General features: G+C 71.3%; 23 protein-coding genes. 13 read left to right on the forward strand and 10 right to left on the reverse strand.

Going from position 1 to position 26,122, the window contains the following annotated elements:
• Window positions 1-111: 111 nt before the first annotated feature.
• The 4 genes from EOINJALH_RS28225 to EOINJALH_RS28240 form a co-directional block, all read right to left on the reverse strand.
• Window positions 112-1,323, reverse strand: a complete 1,212-nt coding sequence (locus EOINJALH_RS28225; protein WP_088286642.1) for an ABC transporter permease — start codon at window positions 1,321-1,323, stop codon at window positions 112-114.
• Window positions 1,323-2,090: an ABC transporter ATP-binding protein gene (locus EOINJALH_RS28230; RefSeq protein ID WP_088286528.1), complete on the reverse strand. Its 768-nt coding sequence runs from the start codon at window positions 2,088-2,090 to the stop codon at window positions 1,323-1,325. The genes EOINJALH_RS28225 and EOINJALH_RS28230 overlap by 1 nt, the downstream gene beginning before the upstream one ends.
• Window positions 2,087-3,286, reverse strand: a complete 1,200-nt coding sequence (locus EOINJALH_RS28235) for an efflux RND transporter periplasmic adaptor subunit (RefSeq protein ID WP_310732358.1) — start codon at window positions 3,284-3,286, stop codon at window positions 2,087-2,089. Before EOINJALH_RS28235 ends, EOINJALH_RS28230 begins: the two co-directional genes overlap by 4 nt.
• Before the next feature lie 172 nt (window positions 3,287-3,458).
• Window positions 3,459-4,931, reverse strand: coding sequence for an efflux transporter outer membrane subunit (locus EOINJALH_RS28240; protein ID WP_088286532.1), 1,473 nt, complete (start codon window positions 4,929-4,931; stop codon window positions 3,459-3,461).
• A 204-nt stretch (window positions 4,932-5,135) separates the two neighbouring features.
• Between EOINJALH_RS28240 and EOINJALH_RS28245 the strand changes: the two genes are divergently transcribed.
• A complete protein-coding gene (locus EOINJALH_RS28245) occupies window positions 5,136-6,335 on the forward strand; it encodes a nitrate/nitrite transporter (protein WP_088286534.1) in 1,200 nt (399 codons plus the stop codon).
• A gap of 3 nt (window positions 6,336-6,338) precedes the next feature.
• Here EOINJALH_RS28245 and EOINJALH_RS28250 read toward each other — a convergent pair whose 3' ends face one another.
• Window positions 6,339-7,865: an AMP nucleosidase gene (locus EOINJALH_RS28250; RefSeq protein ID WP_088286536.1), complete on the reverse strand. Its 1,527-nt coding sequence runs from the start codon at window positions 7,863-7,865 to the stop codon at window positions 6,339-6,341.
• Window positions 7,866-7,933: 68 nt separating this feature from the next.
• Between EOINJALH_RS28250 and EOINJALH_RS28255 the strand changes: the two genes are divergently transcribed.
• Window positions 7,934-8,701, forward strand: a complete 768-nt coding sequence (locus tag EOINJALH_RS28255) for a type III pantothenate kinase (RefSeq protein ID WP_088286538.1) — start codon at window positions 7,934-7,936, stop codon at window positions 8,699-8,701.
• Between the two features lie 28 nt (window positions 8,702-8,729).
• On the opposite strand, the gene hslU is transcribed toward EOINJALH_RS28255, so the two are convergent.
• The 5 genes from hslU to EOINJALH_RS28280 all read right to left on the reverse strand — a co-directional run bounded on the left by hslU (window position 8,730) and on the right by EOINJALH_RS28280 (window position 14,583).
• A complete protein-coding gene (hslU, locus tag EOINJALH_RS28260) occupies window positions 8,730-10,070 on the reverse strand; it encodes an ATP-dependent protease ATPase subunit HslU (RefSeq protein ID WP_199873494.1) in 1,341 nt (446 codons plus the stop codon).
• Window positions 10,071-10,119: 49 nt separating this feature from the next.
• Window positions 10,120-10,668: an ATP-dependent protease subunit HslV gene (gene hslV, locus EOINJALH_RS28265; RefSeq protein ID WP_088286540.1), complete on the reverse strand. Its 549-nt coding sequence runs from the start codon at window positions 10,666-10,668 to the stop codon at window positions 10,120-10,122.
• Window positions 10,669-10,718: 50 nt separating this feature from the next.
• Window positions 10,719-12,494, reverse strand: coding sequence for an STAS domain-containing protein (locus EOINJALH_RS28270; protein WP_088286542.1), 1,776 nt, complete (start codon window positions 12,492-12,494; stop codon window positions 10,719-10,721).
• A gap of 40 nt (window positions 12,495-12,534) precedes the next feature.
• Complete coding sequence (gene dksA / locus EOINJALH_RS33405; protein ID WP_404872803.1) at window positions 12,535-13,005, reverse strand: RNA polymerase-binding protein DksA; 471 nt, start codon at window positions 13,003-13,005, stop codon at window positions 12,535-12,537.
• 516 nt (window positions 13,006-13,521) lie between these two features.
• Window positions 13,522-14,583 carry a GTP-binding protein gene (locus EOINJALH_RS28280; RefSeq protein WP_088286546.1) on the reverse strand — a complete coding sequence of 354 codons (1,062 nt, stop codon included), beginning with the start codon at window positions 14,581-14,583 and terminating at the stop codon, window positions 13,522-13,524.
• 177 nt (window positions 14,584-14,760) lie between these two features.
• Between EOINJALH_RS28280 and EOINJALH_RS28285 the strand changes: the two genes are divergently transcribed.
• The 11 genes from EOINJALH_RS28285 to can all read left to right on the forward strand — a co-directional run bounded on the left by EOINJALH_RS28285 (window position 14,761) and on the right by can (window position 26,113).
• Window positions 14,761-15,612: an HlyC/CorC family transporter gene (locus EOINJALH_RS28285; RefSeq protein WP_088286547.1), complete on the forward strand. Its 852-nt coding sequence runs from the start codon at window positions 14,761-14,763 to the stop codon at window positions 15,610-15,612.
• A gap of 5 nt (window positions 15,613-15,617) precedes the next feature.
• The gene (lnt, locus tag EOINJALH_RS28290) at window positions 15,618-17,156 is read left to right on the forward strand and encodes an apolipoprotein N-acyltransferase (protein WP_234414089.1); all 1,539 of its coding nucleotides are present in this window, start codon (window positions 15,618-15,620) and stop codon (window positions 17,154-17,156) included.
• Window positions 17,157-17,211: 55 nt separating this feature from the next.
• On the forward strand, window positions 17,212-18,180 hold the full coding sequence (gene glyQ / locus EOINJALH_RS28295) for a glycine--tRNA ligase subunit alpha (protein ID WP_088286549.1): 969 nt from the start codon (window positions 17,212-17,214) through the stop codon (window positions 18,178-18,180).
• Window positions 18,177-20,279, forward strand: a complete 2,103-nt coding sequence (gene glyS, locus EOINJALH_RS28300; RefSeq protein ID WP_088286550.1) for a glycine--tRNA ligase subunit beta — start codon at window positions 18,177-18,179, stop codon at window positions 20,277-20,279. The genes glyQ and glyS overlap by 4 nt, the downstream gene beginning before the upstream one ends.
• Window positions 20,280-20,295: 16 nt before the next feature.
• Window positions 20,296-20,895 carry a D-glycero-beta-D-manno-heptose 1,7-bisphosphate 7-phosphatase gene (gene gmhB / locus EOINJALH_RS28305; RefSeq protein ID WP_088286551.1) on the forward strand — a complete coding sequence of 200 codons (600 nt, stop codon included), beginning with the start codon at window positions 20,296-20,298 and terminating at the stop codon, window positions 20,893-20,895.
• Window positions 20,892-21,641 carry a 1-acyl-sn-glycerol-3-phosphate acyltransferase gene (locus EOINJALH_RS28310; protein WP_088286552.1) on the forward strand — a complete coding sequence of 250 codons (750 nt, stop codon included), beginning with the start codon at window positions 20,892-20,894 and terminating at the stop codon, window positions 21,639-21,641. Before gmhB ends, EOINJALH_RS28310 begins: the two co-directional genes overlap by 4 nt.
• A gap of 241 nt (window positions 21,642-21,882) precedes the next feature.
• Window positions 21,883-22,857, forward strand: a complete 975-nt coding sequence (locus EOINJALH_RS28315) for a M48 family metallopeptidase (protein ID WP_088286646.1) — start codon at window positions 21,883-21,885, stop codon at window positions 22,855-22,857.
• A 211-nt stretch (window positions 22,858-23,068) separates the two neighbouring features.
• Complete coding sequence (locus tag EOINJALH_RS28320) at window positions 23,069-23,488, forward strand: MerR family DNA-binding transcriptional regulator (RefSeq protein WP_088286553.1); 420 nt, start codon at window positions 23,069-23,071, stop codon at window positions 23,486-23,488.
• Between the two features lie 174 nt (window positions 23,489-23,662).
• Window positions 23,663-24,127 (forward strand): PaaI family thioesterase, encoded by a 465-nt coding sequence (locus tag EOINJALH_RS28325; protein ID WP_088286554.1) that lies wholly within the window; start codon window positions 23,663-23,665, stop codon window positions 24,125-24,127.
• A gap of 35 nt (window positions 24,128-24,162) precedes the next feature.
• Window positions 24,163-25,344 carry an isovaleryl-CoA dehydrogenase gene (locus EOINJALH_RS28330; protein WP_088286556.1) on the forward strand — a complete coding sequence of 394 codons (1,182 nt, stop codon included), beginning with the start codon at window positions 24,163-24,165 and terminating at the stop codon, window positions 25,342-25,344.
• 91 nt (window positions 25,345-25,435) lie between these two features.
• Window positions 25,436-26,113 carry a carbonate dehydratase gene (can, locus tag EOINJALH_RS28335; RefSeq protein ID WP_088286557.1) on the forward strand — a complete coding sequence of 226 codons (678 nt, stop codon included), beginning with the start codon at window positions 25,436-25,438 and terminating at the stop codon, window positions 26,111-26,113.
• The last annotated feature ends 9 nt before the right edge of the window (window positions 26,114-26,122 follow it).

The raw sequence follows: 26,122 nt of genomic DNA on the forward strand, positions 1-26,122 counted from the left end.
CTGCAGCGCACCGTCCGACGGCACGATTGCCGCGCAGCCCGGGCGCCAGATGTCGTGGATTCAGCCTATGCCTGTCTGGCGATGGACGCAAGGCCTTGCGTCAAGCCGGCGTCACTCATGGCGCAGCGCCTCGATCGGGTCCAGGCGGGCCGCGCGCCGGGCGGGTACATAGCCGAACACCACGCCGATGGCCGCCGAGAAGGCGAAGGCCAGCAGGTTGATGCCCGGGTTGAAGAGGTAGGGCACCTGCAGCAGCATCGCCAGGCCGTACGACGCCCCGGTGGCCAGCACCAGGCCGACCAGCCCGCCCAGCGCCGCCAGCACCACCGCCTCGATCAGGAACTGCGCCAGCACCTCGCGCTCGAGCGCGCCGATGGCCAGGCGCAGGCCGATTTCGCGGGTGCGCTCGGTCACGCTCACCAGCATGATGTTCATGATGCCGATGCCGCCCACCAGCAGGCTCACCGCGGCCACCGCACCGAGCAGCGAGGTGAGCAGCGCGGTGGTGCCCGACAGCGTCTCGGCCACCTGTCGCGTGTCCAGGATGTTGAAGTTGCTGTCCTCGCCGGCGGCCAGCTTGCGGCGCTCGCGCAGCAGTTCGGTGAGCCGGGCCTTGACGCGCTCGGTGTCGCTGTCGGCGTTCATCGACACCAGCAGGGTGTTCACGCGCGTGCTGCCGGTGACGCGGCGCTGCACCGTGGCCGCCGGCAGGATCACGGTGTCGTCCTGGTCCATGCCCATCGCCGCCTGGCCCTTGCTGGCCAGCAGGCCGATCACCTGACACGAGAACTGCTTGACGCGCACCGCGCGGTCGATCGGGTCGGCGCTGCCGAACAGTTCGCGCCGCACGGTGGCGCCGATCACGCACACCGGCGCGCCCGCCTCCAGTTCGGCGGGCTCGAAGAGGCGCCCGGCGGCGAGCGTCCAGTTGTTGGTCTGGAAGTAGCTGTTGGTGCTGCCGATCACGGTGGTGGCCCAGTTGCGGCCCTCGGCCACCACCGTGGTGCCCGAGCGCACCTCGGGCGCCACCGCGGCGATGCCGCCCACCTGCGCGGCGATGGCCTGCGCGTCGGCCAGCTTGAAGGGCGGCGCGCCGCCGCCGCCCCCGCCGCCGAAGGTCTGGCGCTGGCCCGGCCGCACCATCAGCAGGTTGCTGCCCAGGCTCTCGATCTGCGACTTGACGGCCGCTGTGGCGCCGTTGCCCACCGTCACCATGGTCACCACCGCCGACACGCCGATGACGATGCCCAGGGTGGTGAGCACCGAGCGCATCAGGTTGCGGCGGATGGCCCGCAGCGCCAGCAGCAGCGTGTTCCAGAACATCAGGCCGCTCCGGTGCCCGTGACCGCGGCGGACTCGGTGGTGGGTGCGGTGGCCGGCGCCGCCCGCCACTCGTCGCGCGAGATCACCCCGTCGCGGAAGTGCACGATGCGGTGGGCGTACGCGGCCATGTCGGGCTCGTGCGTCACCATCAGCACGGTGATGCCGTGCCCGCGGTTCAGTGCCACCAGCAGGTCCATGATCTCGCGGCCGCGGGCGCTGTCCAGGTTGCCGGTGGGTTCGTCGGCCAGCAGCACCGTGGGCTGGGTGACGATGGCCCGGGCGATGGCCACGCGCTGCTGCTGCCCGCCCGACAGTTCGGCCGGGGTGTGGTGCTCCCAGCCGGTCAGGCCCACCTGGTCGAGGGCCTGCCGGGCCGCGCGGTGCCGCTCGGCCGCGCTGGCGCCGCGGTAGATCAGCGGCAGCTCGACGTTCTCCTGCGCGCTGGTGCGCGCCAGCAGGTGGAAGCCCTGGAACACGAAGCCCAGGTGGCGGCGCCGCAGCAGCGCGCGCTGGTCGCGGCTCAGCCCCTCCACCGCCACGCCGCGGAAGGCATAGTGGCCCGAACTGGGCGTGTCCAGGCAGCCGATCAGGTTCATCACCGTGCTCTTGCCCGAGCCGCTGGGGCCCATCACCGCGGTGAATTCGCCGGCACCGACCGTCAGGTCCACGCCACGCAGGGCCTGGAAGGCGGCCGTGCCCTGGCCGTAGGTCTTGGTGATGGCCTGCAGCCGGATCAGGGCCGGCGCGGCCGCGCCCGGGTCGGTCATCGCGCGCCGCTGCTCTGGTCGGTGATCACGGCCAGGCCCTCGCGCACGCCCTCGCCGCTGACCTCGGTCTGGCGGCCGTCGCTCAGGCCCTTGGTCACCTTCAGCGCCACCGGCTGGCCGTTCTCCAGCACCCAGATGTTGCCCTGCGCGCCACTGCGGCCGGCATTGCCACCGGCGCCGCCGCCCGTGGGCCGCCGCGCGCCGCCCGGTGGGCCGGGCAGCAGCTTGGAGACCAGGCTGCCGCCGCCGGCCGCCGACGCGGCCGAGGCCGGTGCGTATCGCAGCGCGCTGTTGGGCACCAGCAGCACGTTGCTGCGCTCGGCCGCGGCGATGGTGGCGGTGGCCGTCATGCCCGGGCGCAGCGACAGGTCGGGGTTGGCCACGTCGAGCTGCGTGGTGTAGGTGACGACGTTGTCGGTCGTCGTCGAGCCATAGGCCACGCGGGTGACCGTGGCCGGGTAGGGCCGCCCAGGCTGCGCCGACACCGAGAAGCGCGCCGACTGACCGGTGCGCACCTGCGCCACGTCGGCCTCGTCGATGTTGACCGAGAGCTTCATCTTCGACAGGTCCTCGGCCAGCGTCAGCAGCGTCACCGCCTGCAGCGAGGCGGCCACCGCGTTGCCGGGCTCGACCGAGCGCGCCAGCACCACGCCATCGATCGGCGAGCGGATCGCCGCTTTTCCGAGGTTGGTCTCCTGGGTCGACAGCGCGGCCTGCGCCTGGGCCAGGCTGGCGCGCGCCGCGGCCTCGTCGGCCACTGCGCGCTCGGCGCTGGCGCGCACGCTGGCCATTTCGGCGGCCGAAGGCAGCTTGCCGCCCGACAGGCGCGCCAGTTCTTCCTGCCGCGCCAGTGCGGCACGGGTCTCGGCCACGGTGGCACTGCTCTGGCGCAGCCGGGCCGCGGCGGCCGCGGCCTCGGCGCGCGACGAGACCACGGCGTCGCGCAGCTTGGCCGTGTCCAGTTCGATCAGCAGCTGGCCCTTGCGCACGGTGTCGTTCACGTCCACCAGCACCCGTGACACTGTGCCCGACAGCTCGCTGCCCAGCGCCACCTGCCGCGTCGGCTGCAGCGTGCCGTTGGCGGTGACGGTGATGGCCAGCGTGCCGCGCGAGAGCGGCGTGGTCGTGTAGCGCGGCAGCTGAGCGTCCTGCCGCTGGCCTTGCCAGGCCCAGAGTGCTGCGGCGACCGCGGCCACGCCGGCGAGGGCGATCCACGGCGACGGACGGCGCCACCAGGGCCGTGCGGCGCGGGTGCCGAGCAGTTCGTCGACGGAGGCGGGCGGGGAAGGGNTTCGTCGACGGAGGCGGGGGGGGAAGGGGCGGGATCGGTCATGTCGTGTGTCGGGGTGGCACCGGTGGTGGTGCCGGTCATGGCGCCGGCTCGGCTGGCCAGCCGCCGCCGAGCGCCTTGTACAGGCGGATCTGCTGCTGGGCCAGGCTGTTGCGTGCCGAGGCCAGCGCTTCGTCGGCCGACAGCGCCGTGCGCTGCGCCTCGAGCAAGGTTGCCACGTCGACCAATCCCGCGCGGTGGCGCAGCGTGTCGAGCGCCTGCACCTCGCGGGCGGCCGCGGCGGCGGCGACGAGGCTGGCTTCCTGGGCGCGGCCATGGTCGAGCGCGGCCAGCGCGTCCTCCACGTCCTGCAGGGCGACGAGCACGGCGGCCTCGTAGTCGGCGCGGGCACCGTCGAGCGCCGCCGCCTGCGCGCCGGCGCGGGCGCGGGCCGCGCCGCCATCGAGCAAGGGCCAGTTCACGCTGGCCGCCAGGCTGGCCGCGACGGCACCGCCAGTGGTCAGGCCCGACAGCGTGCGCGCGGCCAGCGCCAGCGTGCCTCCGAGGTCGACGCGCGGCAGCCGTTCGGCCTCGCGCTGGGCCAGCGTGGCGGCGGCGGCCTGCACGCGCCACTCGGCCGCCACCAGGTCGGGGCGCCGGCGCAGCAGGTCGGCCGGCAGGCCCACGGACGGCAGCGGCGGCAGCGTGGGGGACTGGGCCGCGGCGGCCAGCCGCGCCGACAACGCACCGGGCGCCTGGCCCAGCAGCACCGACAGGCGGTGGCCGGTCTGCGCCTGCGTCGTGCGCAGGGCGGCCAGCCGGGCGCGGGTCTGCTCGACCGTGCTGTCGGCCTGCGCGGTGTCGAGCACCGTGGCCAGCCCGGCCTGCAGGCGCCACTGCGCGAGCTGGCGGGTCTCGGCCTGGCTGGCCAGGCCGGCCTCGGCGATGGCCAGTTGCTGGCGCGTGCCCATCCACTGCAGGTAGGCCAGGCCCACCTCGGCCGCCACCGACTGGCGCACGGCCGCCAGGCTGGCCGCGCTGGCGTCGGCCTGCGCCTGCGCCGCCGCCGTGGCCGATGCGTTGGCGCCGAAGAGATCGGCCTCCCAGCTGGCATCCAGCCCGGCGCGCAGGCTGTTGGCGCTGCTGCCTGCGCTGCGGTTGCGCGACGCGCTGGCGCTGCCGCCCAATTGGAGCGACTGGCCGGCCGCGGCCACGTCGCGCAAGGCCCGGGCCTGGGCGAGGGCGGCGCGGGCGCGGCGCAGGTCGGCGTTGGCGGCCAGGGCCTCGTCGACCAGGGCCGACAGCAGCGGGTCCTGGTGCAGCCGCCACCAGTCGGCCGACGGCTCGGCGCGACCCTGGGCCGCTGGGGTCACTGGGCTGTGGTCTGCCGAAGGAGCGCGGCTCCAGGCGGGGGGCAGGTCGGGCGCGGGGACGGCGGTCGACGCGGGCGGCGCCGGCGACGCGCAGGCGCCCAGCATCGCCACCGACAAGACCCCCAAGACCCAACGCAGCACGCAGGGGGCTTGGGATGTCGAGGACATGGGCTCGTCGGAACGCATGGCAGTGCCCATGTTGTATCAAGCGTCGCCGACGCTCTTTGAGACAGCGCGGTAAAGATTCATTGCGCTGGCGGACGGCCAAGACGGCCGTGGGCGGCCGTGAGCGACCCCGCGGACGGCTGCCGCGACCGGCCAGCGACACGGCCGGTCGCTGCGCTGCGGGCCCGCGGGCATGTCCTCACCGGCGGCTCCGTCGCGGCCGCCTATGCTGCGCGGGTGACCCGTTCCGTCGATGCCAGCCCCCGGGCCCCGGCCCACCTGCTGCCGGTGATCGTGCTGGCCCAGTGTGCGGGCAGTTCGCCCTGGTTTGCCGTCAACGCCGTGATGCCCGACCTCCAGCAGGCCTTCGGCTGGCCGGCGCAATCGGTGGGCACCTTGACGTCGGCGGTGCAACTCGGCTTCATTGCCGGTTCGCTGGTGTTCGCGGTGCTGGCGCTGGCGGACCGGCATTCGCCCCGCGGGCTGTTCCTGCTGTGCTCGCTGGCCGGCGCGGCCTGCACCGTGGGCGCGGCCTGGAGCGCCGGCTCGATGCCCGCGATGCTGGCCTGGCGCGCCGCCACCGGCTTCTTCCTGGCCGGCATCTACCCGGTGGGCATGAAGATCGCATCGTTGTGGTTCCCGGGCGGCCTGGGGTCCGCGCTGGGTTGGCTGGTCGGCGCGCTGGTGCTGGGCAGCGCCAGCCCGCACGCGCTGCGGGCACTGGGCATGCACTGGCCGTGGACGCAGGTCTTCCTGGTGGTGGCCGCCGTGGCCGCGCTGGCCGGCCTGCTGCTGTACTGGTGGGTGCCCGAGCCCCCGCATGCGCCGGCGCGGGCCGTGGGCCTGCAGTTCGATGCACTGGCCAGCCTGTGGCGCGACGCGCGGGTGCGGGCGTCGGTGCTGGGCTACTTCGGCCACATGGTCGAGCTGTACACGATGTGGGTGCTGGTGCCCGCGATCCTGGCCACCCGGCTGGGCGGCGCCGCGCTGTCGTGGGTGGCCTTTGCGGTGCTGGGCGCCGGCGTGGCCGGTTGCGTGGCCGGCGGGCTGCAGGTGCGTCGCTTCGGCAGCGCGCGCGTCGCCGCCGCCCAGCTGGCGGCCAGCGGCCTGTGCTGCCTGGCGGCCCCCTGGGCCCTGCAGGCGCCGGCGGTGGTGTTCTACGGCTGGCTGCTGCTGTGGGGTATCACCGTGGTGGGCGACTCGCCGCAGTACTCGGCGCTGACGGCGCAGAACGCGCCGCGCCAAGCGGTGGGCAGCGTGCTGACGCTGACCAACAGCCTCGGCTTCGCGATCTCGATCGTCAGCATCGAGCTGTTCGTGCGCCTGTCGCAGCAGGTGCCGCTGGCCAGCCTGCTGCCGTGGCTGGCGCTCGGGCCGCTGTTCGGCCTGGTGGCGCTGGCGCCGCTGTGGCGGCCGGCGCCCGTGCGCGCGGTTTGATCGCTACTGGAACGCCACCTCGGCAAAGCTGCGCAGCTTGCGGCTGTGCAGCTGGTCGAGGCGCTGCTTGCGCAGCAGCTCGATCGCGCGCATGCCGATGCGCAGGTGCTGGTCGACCCGCTCGCGGTAGAAGTGGTTGGCCATGCCCGGCAGCTTGATCTCGCCGTGCAGCGGCTTGTCGCTCACGCACAGCAGCGTGCCGTAGGGCACCCGGAAGCGAAAGCCGTTGGCGGCGATGGTGGCACTTTCCATGTCGAGCGCCACCGCCCGGCTCTGGCTGAAGCGGCGTTCGGGGCCCGGGTGCGGCAGCAGTTCCCAGTTGCGGTTGTCGGTGGAGGCCACGGTGCCGGTGCGCAGGATGCCCTTGAGCTGGAAGCCCTTGAGCTGCGTGACATCGGCCACCGCCTGTTCCAGTGCGCGCTGCACCTCGGCCAGCGGCGGGATCGGCACCCACAGCGGCAGTTCCTCGTCGAGCACGTGGTCCTCGCGCACGTAGCCGTGGGCCAGCACGTAGTCGCCCAGGTTCTGCGTGTTGCGCAGGCCGGCGCAGTGGCCCAGCATCAGCCAGGCGTGCGGCCGCAACACGGCGATGTGGTCGGAGATGTTCTTGGCATTGGCCGGGCCGACGCCGATGTTGACCATCGTGATGCCGCTGCCATCCTTGCGCACCAGGTGGTAGGCCGGCATCTGCGGCAGCCGCGGCGGCGGCGCGCCGTGGCTGTCGTCGGCCTCGGCCGGCTGGCCGACCCGCCGCGTGACCACGTTGCCGGGTTCGACGAAGGCCACATAGGCATCGCTGTCCAGCGCGTGCTCGGGCCAGTCGCCGAGCAGGCCGCCGTGGCCCGTCGGCTTGGCCATCATCTCGTGCCCCAGGCGCACGAACTCGTCGATGTAGAACTGGTAGTTCGTGAACAGCACGAAGTTCTGGAAGTGCTCGGGCGTGGTGCCGGTGTAGTGGCGCAGCCGGTGCAGCGAGTAGTCCACCCGCGGCGCGGTGAACAGCGCCAGCGGGTGCGGGTCGCGCGGGCCGGGTTCGTAGGTGCCGTTGGCGATGCCGTCGTCCATCGCCGCCAGGTCGGGCAGGTCGAAGACGTCGCGCATCAGCATGCGCCGCTCGGGCGACAGGGTGCCCTCGATGTGGTCGTGCTGCGCGAACGAGAAGTGGATCGGGATCGGCTGGCGCGACATGCCCACCTCGATGGGGCCGCCGTGGTTGCGCAACAGCAGGTCGAACTGTTCGCGGTAGTAGTTGGCGAACAGGTCGGGCCGCGTCAGCGAGGTCTCGTAGGTGCCCGGTCCGGCGACGAAGCCGTAGGCCAGCCGCGAATCGGCCCGCGCCACGGTGTCGGTGCGCACCCGCACGAAGGGGTAGAAGGCGCGCATGCGGCCATTGGTGGGCCGGCCGGCGACGAAGTCCTGCAGGCACTGCCGCAGGTGGGCGATGCCGCTGGAATAGATGGTGGCCACGTGGGCCAGTGCGGCGTCGGCGTCGGTGAAGGCCTGGGTGGTGATCAGCGTCGGGGTCGTCATGGCCGATTGTCGCCTGCCCCGCCGGCCGCCGCCTGCTACGCTCGGGGCCTCGCGCGCCAGGACATTGCATGAGCTTTCTCGCCATCGACATCGGCAACACCCGCCTGAAGTGGGCCCGCTACGCGTCGCCGCAACCCGGCGCCGTGCTGCTGGCCCATGGGGCGGTGTTCATCGAGCACATCGACAGCCTGGCCGAAGCGGAGTGGAAGGGCCAGAGTGCGCCGCACAGCATGCTGGGCTGCAACGTGGCCGGCGATGCCGTGCGCCGCCGCGTCGAGGAGCAGCTCGAGCTGTGGGACGTCGAGCCGCGCTGGGTCGTCAGCAGTGCCCATGCCTGTGGTGTGCACAACGGCTACGACCACCCCAGCCGTCTCGGCACTGACCGCTTCGTCGCCCAGATCGGCGCGCGCCACCACGTGTTGGCCCGTGGCCCGGCCCGGCCCTGCCTGGTGGTGATGATCGGCACCGCGGTCACGGTCGACGCGCAGGACGCCGAGGGTCGCTTCCTGGGCGGCATCATCCTGCCCGGCCACGGCATCATGCTGCGCGCGCTCGAGGGCGGCACGGCGGGCCTGCGCGTGCCCACCGGCGAGGTGGTGGATTTCCCAACCAACACCAGCGACGCGCTCACCAGCGGCGGCACCTACGCCATCACCGGCGCCATCGAGCGCATGCACCGCCACCTGGCGCAGCGCTGCGGCGAGGCGCCGCTGACGATGATGACGGGCGGTGCCGGCTGGAAGGTCGGCCCTGCGCTCACCATCGAGCACGAGCTGATCGAGACACTGATCTTCGACGGCCTGCTGGCGTTGCAGTCGCACCGCCTGGCGCTGTGACCTGGGCCGGCGCCGCCGGCCCTCGGCGTCAGAGGATGTAGCGGGACAGGTCCTCGTCGCGCGACAGCTCGCCGAGCTTGGCGTCGACGTCGGCGGCCTCGATGCGGATGGTCTGGCCGCTGCGGTTCGGCGCGTCGAAGCTCACCTCGTCGAGCAGCCGTTCCATCACCGTGGCCAGGCGTCGGGCGCCGATGTTCTCGGTGCGTTCGTTCACGTCGTAGGCGATCTGCGCCAGCCGGCGGATGCCCGCCGGCGCGATCTCCAGCGTCACGCCCTCGGTGGCCAGCAGCGCCTGGTACTGCTTGATCAGGCTGGCGTGGGTGCTGGTGAGGATGGCCTCGAAGTCGTCCACCGACAGCGGCCCAAGCTCGACCCGGATCGGGAAACGGCCCTGCAGCTCGGGGATCAGGTCGCTGGGCTTGGCCAGGTGGAAGGCCCCCGAGGCGATGAACAGGATGTGGTCGGTGCGCACCATGCCGTGCTTGGTGGTCACCGTGGTGCCCTCGACCAGCGGCAGCAGGTCGCGCTGCACGCCCTGCCGCGACACCTCGGCACCGCCGTGGTCGGAGCGCGAGGCCACCTTGTCGATCTCGTCGATGAAGACGATGCCGTTGTTCTCGGCATCGGCCACCGCCTGGGCCTTGATGTCGTCCTCGTTGACCAGCTTGGCGGCCTCTTCGTCGACCAGTTGCTTGCGCGCGTCGCCGATGCGCAGCTTGCGCGCCTTGCGCCGGCCGGTGCCCAGCTGCGAGAACATGCCCTTCAGCTGCTCGGCCATGTCCTCCATGCCCGGCGGGGTCATGATCTCCATGCCGGGGCGGGCCTCGGCCAGCTCGATCTCGATCTCCTTGTCGTCGAGCAGGCCCTCGCGCAGGCGCTTGCGCATCACCTGGCGGGCGGTGCTGTCGGGCGCGGGCGCCGATGCCGCGGCGCCGCCGAAACCCAGCTCGCTGCGCGGTGGCAGCACCAGAGCGTCGAGGATGCGCTCCTCGGCGGCGTCCTCGGCACGCGCGCGCTGGCGGCGCATCGCGGTCTCGCGGGCCTGCTTGACGGCGATGTCGACCAGGTCGCGCACGATGGTGTCCACGTCCTTGCCGACATAGCCGACCTCGGTGAACTTGGTGGCTTCCACCTTGATGAAGGGCGCGTCGGCCAAGCGGGCCAGGCGGCGCGCGATCTCGGTCTTGCCCACGCCGGTGGGGCCGATCATCAGGATGTTCTTGGGGGTGATCTCGCCACGCAGCTTCTCGTCGACCTGCTGGCGCCGCCAGCGGTTGCGCAGCGCGATGGCCACCGCGCGCTTGGCCGCCGCCTGGCCGACGATGTGGCGGTCGAGCTCGCTGACGATCTCTTGCGGGGTCATGCTCATGTCCGGCCCCCCGGGTGGTCGGCCCTGCACGGGCCCGGCGCAAACGACGTCATTCCAGCACCTCGATGGTGTGGTTCTGGTTGGTGTAGATGCACAGGTCGCCGGCGATCACCAGGCTCTGCTTGACGATGTCGGCAGCGCTCAGCTCGGTGTGGGCCAGCAGGGCCCGGGCGGCCGCCTGCGCGTAGGCGCCGCCGGAACCGATGGCCACGATGCCCTGCTCGGGCTCGAGCACGTCGCCGTTGCCGGTGATGATCAGGCTGGCCTCGCGGTCGGCCACGGCCAGCATGGCCTCCAGGCGGCGCAGCACGCGGTCGGTGCGCCAGTCCTTGGTCAGCTCGATGGCCGCCCGCACCAGCTGGCCCTGGTGCTTCTCGAGCTTGGCCTCGAAGCGCTCGAACAGCGTGAACGCATCGGCCGTGGCCCCGGCAAACCCGGCCAGCACCTGGTCGCGGTGCAGCTTGCGCACCTTGCGCGCACTGGCCTTGACGATGATGTTGCCGAGCGTGACCTGGCCGTCGCCGCCGAGCGCGACCTGCCAGCCCTGCGGGGTGGGCCGCCGCACGCTGAGGATGGTGGTGCCGTGGAAGGGTTCCATGCAAAGACTCTGCTGCCCCCGCGGCCGTCTGGCGGCGCGGGGCGGGTGGGTCAGTCGCGCCGAACCTGCACGCGGGCGTGCTCGTTGATGCCCATCGCGCCGAAGAACAGCGCCACCAGGCGGTGCGCCTCGGTGAAGGTGACGGCACGTTCCTGGCCGCGCTTGGCGAGCACCCAGTTCAGCAGGTCGCCGGCGGCGATGAAATCGACGCGGATGAGCCGAGCACAGGACACCGACACCAGCGAGGCACTGCCCAGGCGCTGGTCCAGCTTGGTCAGCGTGGCGCTGATGTCGCCCACCAACTGGCCGGAGAGCTCGACCGTGGCCACCTGGGTGCCGTTCGGGTCGTCGAGCAACGACGATTCGAGGAAGCCCGTGGACACCTCGCTGACGATCGACATCGGCGGCGAAGCCGTCGACGTCGAGGCGCCGCTGACGCGCACCACGCACTCGGCACGCTCCCAGGATGGCGGCGAGACCTCGTAAGTCATGCAGTAGTCGATGGCCGCCTCGTCGAACTGGTCGGGCCGGTTGGCCAGGCGCAGGGCCTCGAGCCGGGCCATCCAGTAGGCCGGGTCGGCGTCGCGCGTGCCGGTGGGCGCGGCCTCGTGCAGGGCCGAGAACAGCAGGTCGCCGCTGAGCCAGCGCATCTCGACACGCTGGCGCGACCACTGCTGGAAGAGCACCGTCAACTGCGACGCGGCCTCCACGTCCACCTGCTGCAGCGCCGACCAGTCCAGCACCCAGGGCAGCGGCAGCTGCAGCGCGGTGGAGCGCAGCCGGGCGACGGCGTCGGTGTCGAGCGCCGCGGGGCTCACCCAGCCGACGTTGCCGATGGGGCGCGGCGCGGAGGACGGTTCCTCGGCCGCGGCGGCATCGGCCACCATGCGCGGCAATGAGAACCACTGCGGCGACGAACTGCCGAACAGTTGCGCGTATTCGAGCGACAGGCTCTCGAACTTGACCTGCTGGCCGATCGCCCGGTACAGGTCGAACAGCACGTGCCAGGTTTCGCCATGCTCGTAGCGCGGCGCCCCGGGCACCACCAGTTGCGTCAGCGCGTGCTCGCAGTGGTTGAAGTCGGCATTGGCGAAGGCGATGACGGCCTCGTCCAGTTCGGGGTCGTGCACGACCTCGCTGACCTCGATGGCCACCTCTGCGGCGCTGTCGAGCAGCATCGGCGGCTGGGTCGGCTTGATGGCCTTGGCCGGCGCCGCGGCCGGTGATTTCAATGGGGCCATGCCGGCGCCCATGGTCACCGGGGCGGGCACTCCAGAAGGCATCTGGTCGAAATTGGGCAGCGGTGGCAGGGCCGGCAGCCGGTCTTCGCGGGCCACCACCGCCGGGTTGCCTGCTGAACGGCCCGGACCGGGCGCCGGGGCCCGGTTGCCGGCGTCAAAGGCCAAGGCCTCGGTCGGCGCATTGAAGAACGTGGACGATCGCTTGGTGCCGGTGTTGCGGAAGCCCTCGCCGACCATCTGCTGTTCGATCTCGTCGATCTTGGCCTTGACGCGGATGTCCTGCCGAATTCCGGTTTCGGACACCCGCACATCGGTGTCGTCGATGCGCGAGGAGCCTCCCAGGGCGGCCAGTTGTTCGGGAGACAGGCCCTCGCGGCGCAGGCGGCGCAGCATGTCGAGTTCACGCTTGCGCACGAAATCGTTGCGCCGCTTGCGCTCGACCATGGCCTTCAGCTCGGACTTCTCGAGCTCGGCGTCGGAGGGGTCGTCCTGCTTCGTGCCGGCGTCGGACCACTCCGTGGCCGGATTGGCCACGAACTTGACCACCTTGCGGAAGAAGCTCTCGCCGTCCTTGGGTTCGGCCATGGTGTCTGCTGTGTGCTGTCTGCTCGGGGCCGCGCGGCGATCAGTCGCCGAACATCTTCTGCTTCATCTCGCGGCGCTGCTGCGCCTCGAGGGACAGCGTGGCGGTGGGCCGCGCCAGCAGCCGACCCAGCCCGATCGGCTCGCCGGTCTCGTCGCAGAAACCGTAGTCACCGGCCTCGATGCGGGTCAGCGACTGCGAGATCTTCTTCAGCAGCTTGCGCTCGCGGTCGCGGGTGCGCAGTTCGAGGGCGTGTTCTTCCTCGATGGTGGCGCGGTCGGCCGGATCGGGCACGATGGAGGTGTCCTCGCGCAGGTGCTCGGTGGTCTCGCCGGCATTGGACAGCAGGTCGTCCTTCAGGGCCTGCAGCCGGGCGCGGAAGAACTCGAGCTGCTTCTCGTTCATGTACTCGGCTTCCGGCATGGCCATCAGCTCGGGCTCGGTCAGGTCGCGACCGGCCTTGGTCTTCCAGGCGTTGGCCAGTTTGGGGTCCGCCTTGTGGGCGGTCTTCACGGTTTCCATTGGTTCAGGGTATCCACGGGCAGGAGGCTTCGGCGGGGAGAAGCGCTCGGAGAATCGATTGACTGGCGGCAAGGGCGCCGCAGCAGGAATGGCGGTCGGGCGCGCTGCAGAAGCCGCTGAAGAGGGTTTGGCCTCGGCGGGGCCCTTGGGCGGTGCAGTCTTGGCAGCAGGCGCAGCGGCCTTGGGGCTGGCCGGGGCCGCGGCCGTCTTGGTCGGGGCGGCCTTGGAGGCGGGTTTCTTGGTCTCGGCGGTCACGGGAGTGCCCTTCTTGGCGGGGGACTTGGGCGCGGCGGCGGCCGTCGCCGGTTTGGCGGCGGTCGGCGCCTTGGCGGCGGGCGGGCTTTTCACCGTGGGCTTGCTCACGACTGGACTCCTCGCATGGGCGGCTGACCTGGGTTCCGCCCCGAGCGGTCTGCGGTCAGCATCGTTCGGGCGCGCGGATTGTAGCCACGTGAAGTATGCGACCGCCCACGGGCCGGCGGCGGCCCGATTTGACCTGCCCAGCGTTCAGATTAGGCATCCCTCCAGGCCTTGAAGCAGGATGTCCTTCGGCAGATCGACGCCGATGAACACCATCTTGCTCATCCGGCGCTCCCCGGGGAGCCACTTGGGGCCCAGGTCGCTGCCCATCAACTGGTGCACGCCCTGGAAGACCACCTTGCGGTCGCTGCCCTTCATGAACAGCACTCCCTTGTAGCGCAGCATCTTGGGGCCGTAGACCTGCACCACGGAGCCCAGGAAATCCTCCAGCTTGGCCGGGTGGAAGGCCCGTTCGGCGCGGAAGACGAAGGATTTCACGTCGTCGTCGTGCGCATGGTGGTGCGGGTGGTCGCAGTGTTCGCCATGCTCGTGGTCGTGACCATGGTCGTGATCGTGCCCATGATCGTGCCCATGGTCATGGTCGTCGGCGGCCAGGAACTCCGGGTCGATCTCGAGCTTGGCGTTCAGGTTGAAGCCCCGCAGGTCGAACACGCTGGCGATCGGCACCTCGCCGAAGTGCACCTTCTCCTGCGGTGCCCGCGGGTTCATGTGCTTGATGCGGTGGATCAGCGCCTGCACCGAGGCGTCGTCGACCAGGTCGGTCTTGCTCAGGAAGATGCGGTCGGCAAAGCCGATCTGGCGGCGCGCCTCCTGGCGGGTGTCGAGCTGGGTGTCGGCGTGCTTGGCGTCGACCAGGGTGAGGATCGAGTCGAGCAGGTAGCTCTCGGCGATCTCGTCGTCCATGAAGAAGGTCTGGGCCACCGGGCCGGGGTCGGCCAGGCCGGTGGTCTCGATCACGATGCGGTCGAAGTCGAGCTCGCCCTTGCGGCGCTTGTCGGCCAGGTCGGACAGCGTGGTGCGCAGGTCTTCGCGGATCGAGCAGCAGACGCAGCCGTTGTTCATCTGGATGATCTGCTCGTTGGTGTCGGCCACCAGGATCTCGTTGTCGATGTTCTCCTCGCCGAACTCGTTCTCGATGACGGCGATCTTCTGGCCATGGCTCTCGGTGAGCACACGCTTGAGCAGCGTGGTCTTGCCGCTGCCGAGAAAGCCGGTGAGGATGGTGGCGGGGATGAGTCCGGTGGACATGGGTGGCTCCGAGGGGCGTCGACAGATGCCGGCGATTGCGGCGAAATCAAGGGCGGCCGGCCTCGAGGGCTGCGCACTGTGTTGCAAGGGCGGCAGGCTGTCAAGGCCGATCGGGTATTCTCCGCTGCGTTGTCACAACCGACACCTGCTGTGTCAGAACCCCCTCCCAGTCGATCCATGCACCGTGGCCTGTTGCCGGCCACCACCGAGCGCCGCAGCCTGTTCGACCGCCTGATCGAGCTGGTGTCGCCGGGGCCCGATTCGCGGGAAGAGCTGATCGAGACGCTGGCGGATGCCGAGCATCGCGAGCTGATCCCGCCCGAGTCGCGCGCCATGCTCGAGGGCGTGATCCGCATGGCCGACATGACGGCCGGCGACGTGATGGTGGCCGAGCCGCACATGGACCTGCTCGACATCACCGCTCCCTACGACGAGCTGCTGGCCTTGGTGATCGAGACCGGCCACTCGCGCTTCCCGGTGTTCGAGGGCCAGCGCGAGAACGTCATCGGCATCCTGATGGCCAAGGACCTGCTCAAGCTGCAGCGCGCGCCCGAGCTGAACCTGCGCACGCTGCTGCGGCCGGCGGTGTTCGTGCCCGAGAGCAAGGGCCTGAACGAACTGCTGCGCGACTTCCGCTCCAACCGCAACCACCTGGCCATCGTCATCGACGAGTTCGGCAACACCGCCGGGCTGCTGACCATCGAAGATGTGCTCGAGGAAATCGTCGGCGAGATCGAGGACGAATTCGACGAGGCCGACGCCGAGAACGGCATCTACACCCTGGCCGACGGCTCGCACCGAGTGGCCGGCGACACCGAGATCGAGGCGGTCAACCACGCCTTCGCGGTGTCCCTGCCGCACGACGAGTTCGACACCATCGGCGGTCTGGTCGCCGATGCGCTGGGCCGGGTGCCGCGGCGCGGCGAGTCGGTGGGCGTCGGCGGGCTCGATTTCCAGGTGATGCTGACGCGGGGCGGTGCGGTGCGCTGGTTCAAGGTCACGCGCGCAGTCGAGGCCGGCACGCCTTGAGCCCTGTGCGGGGCGGGCGCCGCTGGCCCCGGGCCGAACTGCTCCTGCTGGCGCTGCTGGGCGCCGCGCAATCGCTGGCCTATGCCCGCCCGGCCGCCTGGCCGCTGGTGGCGCTGGGCATGGCGGTTCTGGCCTGGCGGGTGGCGCGTGCCACCCCATGGCAGGCGGCCGCGCTGGGCGCCGCCTATGGCACGGCCTGGGTGGGCGGCGCCGTGTGGTGGCTCTTCATCAGCATGCACCGTTACGGCGGCCTGCCGGCCTGGATGGCCGCGGCGGCGGTGGCGCTGCTGGCGCTGGCGCTGTCGTCGGTGCTGGCGCTGGCGATGGCGGCGGTGGCGCGCGGCCGCGACGGCCGGCCCTGGCACGACACGCTGCTGTTCGCCACGGCCTGGCTGGCGGCCGAACTGGCCCGCGGGCTGCTGCTCACCGGCTTCCCCTGGGCCGCCAGCGGCTACGCGCAGGTCGACGGCCCGCTGGCCTGGCTGGCGCCGTGGATCGGCGTCTACGGCCTCGGTGCCGTCGGCGCGGCGTTCGCCGCCGGTGCGGTGCAGGCTCTTCAACGGCGCACCCGGGGCGCGGTGGCCGCCATGGTGCTGGCCACGGCCGCCGTCGGTGCCGGCGCGCTGCTGGGCCCGGCCGAGTTCACCCAGCCCAGCGGCACGCTGAAGGTGAGCTTGCTGCAGCCCAACGTGGCGCAGGACGAGAAGTTCGTGCCCCAGCACCTGCCCGCCACCCTGGCCTGGGTGGCCACCTCGCTGCGCCAGGCGGGCGGCGACCTGGTCGTGGCCCCCGAAACCGCCGTGCCGCTGCTGCCCGACCAGTTGCAGGACCTGGCGCCGGGCTACTGGGCCGCGCTGCAGTCGCATTTCGCGGCGCCCGGCCGGCCCGCGGCGCTGATCGGCGTGCCGCTCGGCGACCCCGCCGACGGCTACACCAACTCGGTGGTCGGGATGGCCGCCGGCGCCGCGGGATATCGCTACGACAAGGGCCACCTGGTGCCCTTCGGCGAGTTCATCCCGCCGATGTTCCGCTGGTTCACCGACATGATGGACATCCCGCTCGGCGACTTCCGCCGGGGCGACCCCGATGCGCCGGCCTTCGCGCTCGGCGCCGAGCGCCTGCTGCCCAACATCTGCTACGAAGACCTGTTCGGCGAGGAACTCGCCACCCGTTTCCGCGAGGCCGCCCATGCACCGACCATGCTGGTCAACATCAGCAACATCGGCTGGTTCGGCGACAGCGGGGCGGCCGAGCAGCACCTGCACATCTCGCGCATGCGCACGCTCGAACTGCAGCGGCCGATGCTGCGCGCCACCAACACCGGCACCACCGCGCTGATCGACCACCGCGGCCAGGTGCAGGCGCGTCTGCCGGTGTTCACCCGGGCCGTGCTCACCGGCACGGTGCAGGGCCGCACGGGGCGCACGCCTTACGCTGCCTGGGCGGGCGCCATCGGGCTGTGGCCGCTGCTGGCCGCGGCCTGGTTGCTGCTGCTGTGGGCGGCCTGGCGCGCCGGACCGCCGGCCCGCGATCCCTGGGGATGACCCAGGGGCGGCCGTTAAACTCCCCGGTTCCTTCGAGGCAGCCGCGCGGCCACCGATGCTCACCTTCCAGCAACTCATCCTTCGACTGCAAGACTACTGGGACCGCCAGGGTTGCGCCCTGCTGCAGCCCTACGACATGGAGGTCGGCGCCGGTACCAGCCACACCGCCACCTTCCTGCGCGCGCTCGGCCCCGAGCCCTGGAAGGCGGCCTACGTGCAGCCCAGCCGCCGGCCCAAGGACGGCCGCTATGGCCAGAACCCGAACCGCCTGCAGCACTATTACCAGTACCAGGTGGTGCTCAAGCCCGCCCCGGCCGACATCCTGGAGCTGTACCTCGGCTCGCTCGAGGCGGTGGGCTTCGACCTGAAGAGCAACGACATCCGCTTCGTCGAGGACGACTGGGAGAACCCCACGCTCGGCGCCTGGGGCCTGGGCTGGGAGGTCTGGCTCAACGGCATGGAGGTGACGCAGTTCACCTACTTCCAGCAGGTCGGCGGCATCGACTGCAAGCCGCTCACCGGCGAGATCACCTACGGCCTGGAGCGCCTGGCCATGTACCTGCAGGGCGTGGACAACGTCTACGACCTGGTCTACGCCCCGGGCCTGAGCTACGGCGACGTGTTCCACCAGAACGAGGTCGAGCAGAGCACCTACAACTTCGAACACAGCGACGCCGAGTTCCTGTTCGGCGCCTTCGGCTCGCACGAGAAGCAGGCCCAGCACCTGATGTCGCAGGCCCTGGCGCTGCCGGCCTACGAGCAGGTGCTCAAGGCCGCGCACACCTTCAACCTGCTCGACGCCCGCGGCGCCATCAGCGTCACCGAGCGCGCGGCCTACATCGGCCGCATCCGCAACCTGGCCCGCGCCGTGGCGCAGAGCTACCTCGACAGTCGCGCACGGCTCGGCTTCCCGATGGCGCCCAAGGCCTGGGCCGCCGAAGTGCTGGCCCAGCTCGAACAGAAGAAGGCGGCAGAGCCGGTCCCCCATGCGCCGACGGCGCGGCCCAGCGAGGTCCGAGCATGAGCACCCGCAACCTGCTGGTCGAGCTCTTCGTCGAAGAGCTGCCGCCCAAGGCACTGAAGAAGCTGGGCGAGTCCTTCGCTGCCACCCTGTCCGCGTCGCTGCAGGCGCAGGGCCTGGCCGCGGCCGGTGCCGCGGTCACCGCCTTTGCGTCGCCCCGCCGCCTGGCCGCCCACGTGGCCGGCGTGTCCGCCAAGGCCGCCGACAAGTCGGTGCAGCAGAAGCTGATGCCGGTGAGCGTGGCGCTGGATGCCGCGGGTGCGCCCACGCCGGCACTGCTGAAGAAGCTGGCCGCACTGGGCCAGGACGCCTCCGTCGTGCCCGCCCTCAAGCGCGCCCCCGACGGCAAGGCCGAGGCGCTGTTCCTCGACAGCCGGGTGGCTGGCGCGTCGCTGGCCGACGGCCTGAAGAAGGCCCTCGACGAGGCGCTGGCGAAATTGCCCATCCCGAAGGTCATGAGCTACCAGCTGGCCGACGGCTGGACCAGCGTGAACTTCGTGCGCCCGGCACATGGCCTGGTCGCGCTGCACGGCGATGAGGTGGTGCCGCTGCAGGTGCTGGGCCTCTCGTCCGGCCGCAGCACCACCGGCCATCGTTTCGAGGCCGCGCAGCCCACCGTGACGCTGCGCGACGCCGACAGCTACGCCCAGCAGTTGCTGGACGAAGGCTCGGTGATCGCCAGCTTCGCCGAGCGCCGCGCCGAGATTGTGCGCCAGCTTGCCGCGCTGGCCACGGCCGAGGGCCTGAAGCCGATCGACGACGACGCGCTGCTCGACGAGGTCACCGCGCTGGTCGAGCGGCCCAACGTGCTGCTGTGCCAGTTCGAGCCGCAGTTCCTCGAAGTGCCGCCCGAATGCCTCATCCTGACGATGAAGGCCAACCAGAAGTACTTCCCGCTGCTCGACGCGCAGGGTCGGCTGACACACAAGTTCCTGGTGGTCAGCAACATCCGGCCGGCCGACCCGTCCAAGGTCATCGGCGGCAACGAGCGCGTGGTGCGCCCGCGCCTGGCCGACGCCAAGTTCTTCTTCGACCAGGACCGCAGGAAGCGCCTGGTCGACCGCGTCGCCGGGCTGCACAAGGTGGTCTACCACAACAAGCTCGGCACGCAGGGCGAGCGCATGGAGCGCGTGCGCACCATCGCCCATGCCATCGGCCTGGCCGTCGGTGGGCCGGCGCTGGCAGCGTCGGCCGACGTGGCCGCGATGCTGTCCAAGGCCGACCTGCTCACCGACATGGTGGGCGAGTTCCCCGAGCTGCAGGGCATCATGGGTGGCTATTACGCCCGGCACGATGGCGAGCCCGAGGCCATCGCCTTCGCGGTGGAAGACCACTACCGCCCGCGCTTTGCCGGCGACGCGCTGCCCCGCAACCCGGTCGGGCTGGTGGTGGCGCTGGCCGACAAGCTCGAGACCCTGGCCGGCCTGTTCGGCATCGGCCAGGTGCCCACCGGCGACAAGGACCCGTTCGCGCTGCGCCGCCATGCGCTGGGCGTGATCCGCATGCTCATCGAGGGCGGGCTGCCGCTGGACGTGCACCACCTCGTCAGCGAAGCCTTCAAGGCCTTCCCGGCCGGCCATGGCCAGTCGCAGGCCGAGGTGGGCTTCTTCCTGCGCGAGCGCCTGTCGGGCTACCTGCGCGAACTGGGCTACTCGTCGCAGGAGGTCGAGGCCGTCGTCGAGGCCCGGCCCGAGCGCTGGGCCGAGATCCCCCGGCGCCTGGCGGCGGTGCGCAGCTTCGCCGCACTGCCCGAGGCCGCTTCGCTGGCCGCGGCCAACAAGCGCGTGGGCAACATCCTGAAGAAGTCCGAGGGCAGTTCCGGCGAACCCGTGCGGCCGGCGCTGCTGAAGGAGGCCGCCGAGGCGGCGCTGTACCAGGCACTGCAATCGGTGCGGCCGGTGGCCGATGCGGCCTTCGACCGCGGCGACTACAGCGCCTCGCTGCAGGCGCTGGCGGCATTGAAGACGCCGGTCGACGCCTTCTTCGACGGTGTCATGGTCAACGCCGACGACGCTGCGCTGCGCCACAACCGCCTGGCCCTGCTGGCGTCGCTGCATGCGGCGATGAACCGCGTGGCCGACCTCTCCCGCCTTGCGGCCTGACCGACGGCGGCACGCCATGCAGCCCATCCCCAAGCTCCTGATCCTGGGCCGCGACGGCATCCTCAACGCCTACCGCGACGACCACGTCAAGTCGCCGCACGAGTGGCACCCGGTGCCCGGGGCGCTGGAGGCGGTGGCGCGGCTCAACCACGCCGGCTGGCATGCGGTGGTGGCCACCAACCAGTCGGGCATCGGCCGGGGCATGATCGACATGGCCTCGGTCAACGCCGTGCATGCGCACATGAACCAGTGCCTGGCAGCCGTGGGGGGCCGACTCGATGCGGTGTTCTTCTGCCCGCACACGCCCGAGGACCACTGCGACTGCCGCAAGCCCCTGCCGGGGCTGATGGTCGAGATCGGCCGCCGCTACGGCATCGACCTGCACAACGTGCCGATGGTGGCCGACACCCTGCGCGACCTGCAGGCCGCGCACGCTGCCGGCTGCGAGCCGCACCTGGTGTGCAGCGGCCGCGCCGCCGCGCTGGACGACGGGCAGATCGCCCGCATCGTCGAGCAGGTGCCCGCCACCCTGGTGCATTCCGACCTGGGCGCCTTCGCCGAGCACATGCTGCGCCGCGACCACGTTCGCGTGTCCAGCCTGGGAGACCTGCGTTGACCGCGCTCCACGCCCTGCGCTCGCTGCTGTTCGTGCTGTTCCTGGTCGTCACCGTCATCCCGTGGGCGCTGGCGGTGGTGCTGGTGTCGATCTTCATCCGCGGCAACCGCATCTACTGGATGTGCGCAGGCTGGCTGCGGCTGTCCGTCTATGGGGCGCGCTGGATCTGCGGCATCCACTGGCGCATCCAGGGGATGGACCACCTGCCCACGCGGGCCGACGAGCGCGCCGCGGTGCTGCTGGCGTCCAAGCACCAGTCCACCTGGGAAACCTTCGCCTACCCGGCGTTGATGACCCACCCGCTGGCCTACGTCTTCAAGCGCGAACTGCTCTACATCCCGTTCTTCGGCTGGGCGATGGCCCGCATGGACATGATCCACATCGACCGCAGCAAGCGCACCGAGGCCTGGAAGAAGGTCGAGGCGCAGGGCAAGCGGCTGATGGCCATGGGCCACTGGGTGATCATGTTCCCCGAGGGCACGCGCATCGCGCGGGGCCAGAAGGGTGTCTACAAGTCGGGCGCCAGCCGGCTGGCCATCGCCACCGGCAACCCGATCGTGCCGATCGCCACCAGCTCGGCGCGCTGCTGGCCGCGCAAGAGCTTCCTGCTGCGCCCGGGCGTGGTCGACATCTCGATCGGCCCGCCGATCCCGTCGGTCGGCCGCGAGCCGGACGAACTGATGCGCGAGGTCGAGGCCTGGATCGAGGCCGAGATGCGTCGCATCGATCCCGAGGCCTACCGCTGAGCGGCCCATGGGGGCCCGCGGGCGGACGGCGGCCGCCGACGTGCTGCGCTGGGTGCGCGGCCTGGTGAGTGGACTGGTGTCCGGCCCGGTGTCCGGACTGTCGACCGACCGCGCGCCCGACCCGTGGCCCGGCGAATCGCCCGGCCGGCCGCCCAACCAGGCGCCCAATCGGCCACCCGACCCGTGGCCTTTCGCGGTGACTGCTGTCACGGCCGCCCCGGTGTTCGTAGAATCCGCGCCCATGGCGCGACCCAGCCTGGCCCCCGATCGACGACAGCTGTCGCTGTTCGACGAGGCGCCGACGCCGGCCGGCGCGCCTGCCGCGCCGCCGGCCGGCCGCGGGGTCGTGCCCGCAGCCGACACCGCACCTGACCCGGCCGCAGGCACCTCGCCGGCGCGCCCGCGAGCGGGCGCCAAGCCGCCGGCGGTGCCCGGCCCGGCTGTTGCAGCGCCGCCGCTGCGCTTCGATCACCCCCGCGCCCAGCGCCGCGTCTCGCTCGACGGCCACACCGTCGGCTACGAGTTCCGCCGCGGCAAACGGCGCAGCATCGGCTTCGTCGTCGGCGCCGAGGGCCTGAGCGTCAGCGCCCCGCGCTGGGTGGCGGTGCAGGAGGTCGAGCAGGCGCTGCAGGCCAAGGCCGGCTGGATCCTGCGCAAGCTGCACGAGCAGCGCGAGCGGGCCGATCGGCTGCAGGCCGCGCGCATCGAATGGCGCGACGGCACCAGCCTGCCCTTCCTCGGCGACACCGTCATCGTGGTGCTCGACCCGCGCGTCACCGGCGCGGTGCTCAATGCCGGCGGCGACGGGCTGCCGGGCGTGGCGCGCATGACCCTGCACGTCGGCCTGCCCCAGTCCGCCACGCAGGCGCAGATCCGCGAGGCGGTGCAGAGCTGGCTGCAGCGCCAGGCGCGGCGCATCTTCGAGTCGCGCTGCGAGCACTTCGCCCAGCAACTGGGCGTGCGCGTGCGACGGCTGTCGATCAGTTCCGCCGCCACGCGCTGGGGCAGCGCCAGCGCCGACGGCTCGGTGCGGCTCAACTGGCGCCTGGTGCACTTCGCGATGCCGGTGATCGACTACGTCGTCACCCACGAACTGGCCCATCTGCGCGAGATGAACCACAGCTCGGCCTTCTGGGAAGTGGTGCGTTCGGTGCTGCCCGACTACGAGCGCAGCCGCGGCGCGCTGCGCACCGAGGTGCTGCCCAGCTTCGACTGACGCCGGCCGCCGTCCTCTCGGCAGTGGATGCGCCGGCGACGCCATTCGCACAGACTCGCCCGCACTGCTGTCATACCGGCGAGGCAGGGAGATCGGACCCACGCACCACGCGGGCCAGGAACGGCGGGCTGCCCACAGCCCGCCGTTGTCCTTTCGGGCGCCGCCCCGTCCGGCCGTGGTTAAATTGACGCGAACGTCAACCGAGCCGCCCATGCCCGACAGCGCTGCTGGCCGAGAAGGCAAGACCTACACGATCACCGAACTCGCCCATGAGTTCGACATCACGCCGCGCGCCATCCGCTTCTACGAGGACGTGGGCCTGCTCACCCCCGCCCGCGCCGGTCGCAACCGGGTCTACACGCACCGCGACCGCACCCGGCTGAAGCTCACGCTGCGCGGCAAGCGGCTGGGCTTCGCGCTGCAGGACATCAAGCAGCTGGTGACGATGTACGACAGCGATTCCGACACCGCGCCGCAGTTGCAGGCCTTCCTGGGCGTGCTGGCCTCGCACCGACAGCAGCTCGAGCAGCAGCGCGAGGACATCGAGGTCACGCTGGCCGAGATCGCCCAGCACGAGGCCCGCTGCCGCAGCCTGCTGGCCAAGGCGCCGGCGCGCCCGCGCCGGGCCTGACCGCGCTGCGGCGCGCAGGCGCCGGACGCGGCGCCCCGGTGGGCCTCCGGGCATGCGCTGCACCGCCTGCCGCCACATCGGGGCTTCCGTCGGGCATCGGTTCTCGGGCAAAATGACGTTGACGTAAACGTCAATCAAATCCGGTGGTCTGTCGACGCCGCCTCAGCCGAGCCCATGTCCGAACGCACCCACCTGCCCGCCGATCCGTCCTACGAGGCCCGTATCCGCGACTCGTTCGACCGCCAGGGCGCGATGGCCACCATCGGCGCCACGCTCGATCTCGTCGAGCCCGGCCACGTCGTCGTCGGCCTGCCGCACTCGCCTCGCATCGGCCAGCAGCACGGCTTCGTGCACGCCGGCATGCTGGCCGCGGCGCTGGACACCGCCTGCGGCTATGCCGCCTCCACGCTGATGCCGGCCGATGCCGGCGTGCTGACCATCGAGTTCAAGATCAACCTGCTGGCCCCTGCCCGCGGCCCCCACCTGCGCTGCGAAGGCCAGGTCGCCAAGGCCGGCCGTACCATCAGCGTGGTCGACGGCCGCGCCTGGGGGCAGGCCCCCGATGGGGCCCCCGTGCTGGTGGCCACGATGACCGCCACCGTCATGACCATCACCGGACGCGACGGCGTGCGGCACTGATCCCCACCCCCTTGCCACCCCCGAGGAGACACCCCATGAGCCAACTGCCCGGACTCGATTTCCAGCTCGGCGAAGACGTCGATGCCCTGCGCGACGCCGTTCGTGCCTTCGCCGACGCCGAGATCGCGCCGCGCGCCGCCGAGATCGACCGCAGCGACCAGTTCCCGATGGACCTGTGGCGCAAGATGGGCGACCTGGGCGTGCTCGGCATCACCGTGCCCGAAGAGTACGGCGGCGCCGGCATGGGCTACCTGGCGCACATGGTGGCGATGGAGGAGATCAGCCGCGCGAGCGCGTCGGTGGGCCTGTCCTACGGCGCGCACAGCAACCTGTGCGTCAACCAGATCAAGCGCAACGGCACCGACGCCCAGCGCGCCAAATACCTGCCCAAGCTGATCAGCGGCGAGCATGTCGGCGCGCTGGCGATGAGCGAGCCCGGCGCCGGCTCCGACGTCATCAGCATGAAGCTCAAGGCCGAGGACAAGGGCGGCTTCTACCTGCTCAACGGCACCAAGATGTGGATCACCAACGGCCCCGACGCCGACACCCTGGTGGTCTATGCCAAGACCGAGCCCGAACTGGGCGCGCGCGGCGTCACCGCCTTCCTCATCGAGAAGGGCATGAAGGGCTTCTCCATCGCGCAGAAGCTCGACAAGCTGGGCATGCGCGGCAGCCACACCGGCGAACTGGTGTTCCGCGACGTGGAGGTGCCGGCCAGCCAGATCCTGGGCGGCCTGAACGGCGGCGCCAAGGTGCTGATGAGCGGCCTCGACTACGAGCGCGCGGTGCTCGCCGCCGGCCCCATCGGCATCATGCAGAGCGTGATGGACAACGTGGTGCCCTACATCCACGACCGCAAGCAGTTCGGCCAGAGCATCGGCGAGTTCCAGCTCATCCAGGGCAAGGTGGCCGACATGTACACCGTGCTGCAGGCCGGCCGGGCCTTCTGCTACACCATCGGCAAGAACCTCGACATGCTCGGCAGCCAGCACGTGCGCCAGGTGCGCAAGGACTGCGCCTCGGTCATCCTGTGGTGCGCCGAGAAGGCCACCTGGATGGCCGGCGAGGGCATCCAGATCTTCGGCGGCAACGGCTACATCAACGAGTACCCGCTGGGCCGCCTGTGGCGCGACGCCAAGCTGTACGAGATCGGCGCCGGCACGTCCGAGATCCGCCGCATGCTGATCGGCCGCGAGCTCTTCGCCGAAACCATGTAGCGTACGGGCGGTTCGCGGCCCGCCGGCCCGATGGCGTGACGCCACTAGACTGGCGTCCGCCCGAATCCCCAACCCCGTTCCGAGGCCCGCCATGACCGACGACATCGACAACATCGACGACCTGTTCCAGCGCAACCGCGCCTGGGCCGCCGCCACCAAGGCGCGCGAGCCGGGCTTCTTCACGCGGCTGGCGCAGCAGCAAAGTCCCAAGTACATGTGGATCGGCTGCGCCGACAGTCGCGTGCCGGCCAACGAGATCACCGGTCTCGACCCTGGCGAGGTGTTCGTGCACCGCAACGTCGCCAACGTGGTGGTGCACTCCGACCTGAACGCGCTGTCGACCATCCAGTTCGCGGTGGAGCACCTGAAGGTCGAGCACATCATGGTGGTGGGCCACTACGGCTGCGCCGGCGTGCGCGCGGCGATGCGCGGCACCCGCGTGGGCCTGGCCGACAACTGGCTGCGCCACGTGCAGGACGTGCGCTTGCGCCACCGTGGCCGCCTAGACCACCTGCCCGAGGCCGAGCAGGAAGACATCCTGTGCGAGATGAACGTCATCGAGCAGGTCGGCAACGTGGCCCTGTCCACCGTGGTCCAGGACGCCTGGGCCCGCGGCCAGAAGGTGTCTGTCCACGGTTGGGTCTACGGCCTGCGCGACGGCCTGCTGAAGAACCTGGACGTGACCATGGACAGTTCCGAGACCGTGGTCGGCGTGTTTGCCGCGGCGATCAAGCGCTACCCGCGCGTGGCCCGTTCCGACGACGATTGACTGGGGCAC

It is taken from the genome of Ideonella sp. A 288 (assembly GCF_002198735.1).
Lineage (GTDB): Bacteria > Pseudomonadota > Gammaproteobacteria > Burkholderiales > Burkholderiaceae_C > Pseudaquabacterium.

Coding starts and splice junctions, on each gene's coding strand:
- hslU (WP_199873494.1), bottom strand. CDS start 10,070: ATGAGCATGACCCCGCAAGAGATCGTCAGCGAGCTCGACCGCCACATC.
- EOINJALH_RS28315 (WP_088286646.1), top strand. CDS start 21,883: ATGGCGCGACCCAGCCTGGCCCCCGATCGACGACAGCTGTCGCTGTTC.
- EOINJALH_RS28240 (WP_088286532.1), bottom strand. CDS start 4,931: ATGGGCACTGCCATGCGTTCCGACGAGCCCATGTCCTCGACATCCCAA.
- EOINJALH_RS28230 (WP_088286528.1), bottom strand. CDS start 2,090: ATGACCGACCCGGGCGCGGCCGCGCCGGCCCTGATCCGGCTGCAGGCC.
- EOINJALH_RS28250 (WP_088286536.1), bottom strand. CDS start 7,865: ATGACGACCCCGACGCTGATCACCACCCAGGCCTTCACCGACGCCGAC.
- glyQ (WP_088286549.1), top strand. CDS start 17,212: ATGCTCACCTTCCAGCAACTCATCCTTCGACTGCAAGACTACTGGGAC.
- EOINJALH_RS28330 (WP_088286556.1), top strand. CDS start 24,163: ATGAGCCAACTGCCCGGACTCGATTTCCAGCTCGGCGAAGACGTCGAT.
- EOINJALH_RS28320 (WP_088286553.1), top strand. CDS start 23,069: ATGCCCGACAGCGCTGCTGGCCGAGAAGGCAAGACCTACACGATCACC.
- EOINJALH_RS28325 (WP_088286554.1), top strand. CDS start 23,663: ATGTCCGAACGCACCCACCTGCCCGCCGATCCGTCCTACGAGGCCCGT.
- can (WP_088286557.1), top strand. CDS start 25,436: ATGACCGACGACATCGACAACATCGACGACCTGTTCCAGCGCAACCGC.
- EOINJALH_RS28285 (WP_088286547.1), top strand. CDS start 14,761: ATGCACCGTGGCCTGTTGCCGGCCACCACCGAGCGCCGCAGCCTGTTC.
- hslV (WP_088286540.1), bottom strand. CDS start 10,668: ATGGAACCCTTCCACGGCACCACCATCCTCAGCGTGCGGCGGCCCACC.
- EOINJALH_RS28225 (WP_088286642.1), bottom strand. CDS start 1,323: ATGTTCTGGAACACGCTGCTGCTGGCGCTGCGGGCCATCCGCCGCAAC.
- EOINJALH_RS28280 (WP_088286546.1), bottom strand. CDS start 14,583: ATGTCCACCGGACTCATCCCCGCCACCATCCTCACCGGCTTTCTCGGC.
- gmhB (WP_088286551.1), top strand. CDS start 20,296: ATGCAGCCCATCCCCAAGCTCCTGATCCTGGGCCGCGACGGCATCCTC.
- EOINJALH_RS28255 (WP_088286538.1), top strand. CDS start 7,934: ATGAGCTTTCTCGCCATCGACATCGGCAACACCCGCCTGAAGTGGGCC.
- glyS (WP_088286550.1), top strand. CDS start 18,177: ATGAGCACCCGCAACCTGCTGGTCGAGCTCTTCGTCGAAGAGCTGCCG.
- EOINJALH_RS28270 (WP_088286542.1), bottom strand. CDS start 12,494: ATGGCCGAACCCAAGGACGGCGAGAGCTTCTTCCGCAAGGTGGTCAAG.